The sequence below is a fragment of the Lentiprolixibacter sp. genome (assembly GCF_982873095.1).
The window spans coordinates 1-4,063 of the sequence record NZ_CEYNTP010000245.1; the positions used below are offsets into that span (position 1 = coordinate 1).

General features: G+C 48.2%; 4 protein-coding genes and 1 tRNA gene. 3 read left to right on the plus strand and 2 right to left on the minus strand.

What is annotated here, in order from left to right:
• On the plus strand, nucleotides 1–520 hold a 520-nt coding region (locus AC4E7D_RS12455; RefSeq protein ID WP_490174113.1), incomplete at its 5' end, for a 3-keto-disaccharide hydrolase.
• On the opposite strand, the gene AC4E7D_RS12460 is transcribed toward AC4E7D_RS12455, so the two are convergent.
• Together AC4E7D_RS12460 and AC4E7D_RS12465 are read right to left on the minus strand one after the other, a co-directional pair.
• Nucleotides 517–1,764 (minus strand): NAD(P)/FAD-dependent oxidoreductase, encoded by a 1,248-nt coding sequence (locus tag AC4E7D_RS12460; RefSeq protein WP_490174114.1) that lies wholly within the window; start codon nucleotides 1,762–1,764, stop codon nucleotides 517–519. The two genes, AC4E7D_RS12455 and AC4E7D_RS12460, sit on opposite strands and share 4 nt — an antisense overlap.
• A 66-nt stretch (nucleotides 1,765–1,830) precedes the next feature.
• Nucleotides 1,831–1,914: transfer RNA gene (locus AC4E7D_RS12465), tRNA-Leu, on the minus strand.
• 87 nt (nucleotides 1,915–2,001) lie between these two features.
• Here AC4E7D_RS12465 and AC4E7D_RS12470 point away from each other — a divergent pair.
• Together AC4E7D_RS12470 and AC4E7D_RS12475 are read left to right on the plus strand one after the other, a co-directional pair.
• The gene (locus AC4E7D_RS12470; protein WP_490174115.1) at nucleotides 2,002–2,505 is read left to right on the plus strand and encodes a hypothetical protein; all 504 of its coding nucleotides are present in this window, start codon (nucleotides 2,002–2,004) and stop codon (nucleotides 2,503–2,505) included.
• A gap of 60 nt (nucleotides 2,506–2,565) precedes the next feature.
• Nucleotides 2,566–4,063: efflux RND transporter permease subunit (locus tag AC4E7D_RS12475; RefSeq protein WP_490174116.1), on the plus strand; the 1,498-nt coding region annotated here is incomplete at its 3' end.

Here is a 4,063-nt window from a genome sequence, read left to right on the forward strand (position 1 = left end):
TATTGAATGCTATGGAACAGCCGGAGACATGGGGGGGGACATCATTACCCATGAACAGTTTGGTAATTTTGAGCTTCAGCTCGAATGGAAAATAAGGGCCGGTGGAAATAGCGGGATTTTTTACCACGTCGTGGAATCCCCGAAGTACCATTCCCCGTATGAGACCGGACCTGAATATCAGCTATTGGATGATGTCGGCTTTCCGGAACCCCTTGAAGACTGGCAGCTGACCGGTGCGGACTATGCCATGTATGTGGCAGACCCGGATAAAACTTTGAAACCGGCAGGAGAGTGGAATTCCAGTAAGGTCATTTTCAATAAAGGCAAGGTAGAACACTGGTTAAACGGAGCAAAGATCGTGGCATTTGATAAATTCTCTGATGATTGGCAAAAGCGGAGGGATAGCGGTAAATGGGAAGAATATCCTGGCTATGGAAAGGCCAATTCCGGACATATCGGTTTGCAGGACCATGGTGCTGGAGTGTGGTTTCGCAACGTCAGGATCAGGAAGCTGGACTAAAACTTTCGGTCGGGGTGAAAACCACTGAGTTCCATCGATAGCTTTTGGTCCGATATAACTTCGGCTATCAATTTTCCCGTGGCAGGCCCAAGGCTCCATCCCATCATGGCGTGCCCTGTGGCAATCGCAAGATTACTGAATTTCGAGGAGCGGCCAATATAAGGAAGCCCGTCAGGGGAAACCGGTCGTAAACCGCATTGGGCCGCTTCTTGTTCCGCCTGGTTGATCGAAAGATCTGTGTAATACGCTTCTGCGGCCTGCGCTATGGCCCTAACCCGTTCCTTTCGAATCTTATGATTGATCCCGGACAACTCCATAGTGCCCGCAAAGCGGGTAAATCCTTTCATAGGGGTAACCGCAACCTTCGCTTCCATAAGAATGGCCGGTAAGGTAACCGGGGTAACCCGGTGCACATCGATCCTATACCCCTTGCCCGGCTGTACGGGTAAACTTAAATTCAGTTTTTTTGCCAGGAGTTGTGACCAGGAACCTGAGGCCAGAACTACCTCATCGGGGGTATACATTTTTCTGGAGGTATTTACCCTTAAGATCCTATCCCCCTTATATTCAAAATCACTGACTTCTTCTCCGGTATTGAAGATCACACCTTGTTCCTTCAGGTGGACCTTTAATTTTTTCATGATTTCGTGGGGGGAGGTGTGCGCATCGCATTCATAATGAACAGCCCCAAGGATGTCAGTACTCAGGTTGGGTTGGATCTTGTGCAATTCTTTGGCAGTCAGTTCTTTTACCTCCAGTCCCAGGGCAGAAGCCCTACGGGCCACTTCTTTTTCGTGAGCCCCTTCCTTTTGTGTCTTGTAAAGCATTAGTAATCCCCTTTTCTCCAGTTGGAAATCTCCCATTTCCCCTGAGTCGTGCCATGAGGTGTACAGCTCCTTGCTGAGCAGGTTGAGATCTTTAATTAAAGGGATGGCCTTTTCCACATGGGCTTTGGTAGAGGACCGGTGAAAGTACCACGCCCATTTTATAAAGTCCGGGTCCAGGCGGGGTTTCATATAAAACGGGCTGCTGCTGTTGAACATCCATTTTATTCCTTTGGCCATCATGCCGGGCGACGCCAGGGGGATGATATGGCTCGGTGTCAAATATCCTGCATTCACATAGGATGCCCCTCCTGAAAGATCCGATTTATCCAGGATGGTGACCTCATGACCAGCTTCAGACAGGTAATATGCGGAGCTCAATCCTACAATACCACCCCCAATGACTAGAATATTTTTCAATTAGAACAGCTTACTCGGGAACAAGATAAGAAAACCCCTAAATGAAATCACTTAGGGGTTTTTCAGTGCCCAGGATGGGAGTCGAACCCATACGCCCTAATGGACACATGGCCCTCAACCATGCCTGTCTACCAATTCCAGCACCTGGGCAGCTGGTTTAGCGGGACAAATATAGGGAAGTATTTTCAGATCATCAGCACCTGAAGCGCCTGATTTATGTCATGAAATATCCCGCCTGTGTCCTTTAGATTTGATATGAATTTTTCTACGGAGAATCCGGAGAAGACCCTGGGTGTAAAAAGGGTTACATTAGATCGTGATATTTTTAATAATTTAGTTGGAGACATGGAACGTTTCCCTGCCATATTGCTCGCTTTTCTGGTCCTCCTGCAAAGTACCTTCTGGGATATGCAGGATATTACCAGGATAGATACCTTGCTGGAACATGCACGGTATCACGCAGAGGACTACGGGGATGGTTTTTTTGTCTTCCTTTCCAAACACTACGGAGACTTGCAGCAGGATCATGAAAGGGAGCACCAGGAACATTCGGAGCATGAAGACCTGCCCTTTCACCATCAGTCCTTTGTTCCGGTTCTAGCTCACTTGGCGGGCCTATCTCAATCCCTGCTCCCCCTTAAATCCTGGTCTCTTGCAGATTCCAACGGTAATTATCACTATCTGGATAATTACGCTTCAATAGCCAAATTTGACATCTTTCAACCCCCCAGGCAGCTCTGATCCCCAAGATTGTTAACACCCACATCTGATGGGTGAAGTTCCACTGCCAATTCATGGAAGATGCTTACAAAAATAATTCAATTCAGTCTGCGCAATAAGCTGCTGGTTCTGCTTACCATTTCATTTGCTGCCTTATTTGGGGTTTACGCATTGACCCAGATCTCTATAGGTGCCGTCCCGGATATCACCAATAACCAGGTTCAGGTCATCACTACCTCCAGGAACCTCTCTACCCAGGACATGGAGCAATTCGTGACCTACCCCGTGGAGCTGGAAATGGCCAATTTACCGGGTGTACAGGAGATTCGTTCCATTTCCAAATTCGGGCTTTCTGTTGTGACCATAGTGTTTGAAGATGCCATGGGGACCTACCTTCCCCGGCAGCTGATCGCAGAGAAAATTAAGACGGCCAGTGAAAAAATTCCCGAAGGATTTGGCAACCCGGAGATGGGTCCGATCTCAACAGGTTTGGGGGAAATCTACCAGTATATCCTGGATACGCGCCCAGGATATGAAACACAGTATTCGGCCATGGACCTCAGGACCATACAGGACTGGATCGTAAAAAGACAATTATCCGGCATCCCGGGTGTAGTGGAAATCAATACCTGGGGAGGCCAGTTGAAACAGTACGAGATCGCCATTGACCCTGAGCAACTGCAGGCGCTTGAGGTCAGTATAACTGAGGTATTCGATGCCCTGGAAAAGAATAACAGCGTTGCAGGAGGCGGGTATATTGAAAAACTAAACCAGGCGTATTTCATCAGGGGAGAGGGCCTTATAACCTCCCTTTCTGATATCGAACAAACCGTTGTAGTAAATAAAAATGGCGTACCCATACTGATCAAAGACCTTGCGGAAGTGGGTCATGGCAGTGCCACTCGTTTTGGGGCCATAACCGGAAACGCCCAGGGGGAAAAGGTGTTGGGACAGGTAATGATGCTCAAGAATGCCAACTCCAAGGAAGTGATCGATGCGGTAAAGGAACGTGTAGCCCATATTTCCACAACGTTACCCGAAGGTGTTTATATCAATGATTTCCTGGAACGAAGCGAACTGATTGGAAAAACCACCACTACGGTAACCGAAAATCTGGTTCTGGGGTGCCTTATTGTTGTCTTCGTGGTGGTACTCTTACTGGGAAATTTCAGATCGGGTTTTGTAGTGGCCTCCATAATCCCGTTAAGCCTCTTGTTTGCGATCTCTCTGATGTATGCGTTCGGTGTGGACGCCAACCTTATGAGCCTTGGGGCCATAGATTTTGGGATCATCATCGATGGCGCCGTGATCATAGTGGAATTCACGGCCTTTCAGTTTGCTCGTATTGGCAAGGAGGAAGCCGCGTCTGTTTCCCGCCAGAAGCAGGACGATGTAACCCTTGCCGCCGCTTCAAAGATGATGAATTCGGCCATATTCGGACAGTTCATTATTCTTATAGTCTTTATCCCGGTGTTATCCCTTAGTGGGGTAGAGGGCAAGATGTTCCGCCCCATGGCACTGACCTTTAGTTTTGCCTTGCTGGGTGCAATGATCCTCTGCCTTACCTATGTACCTGTAG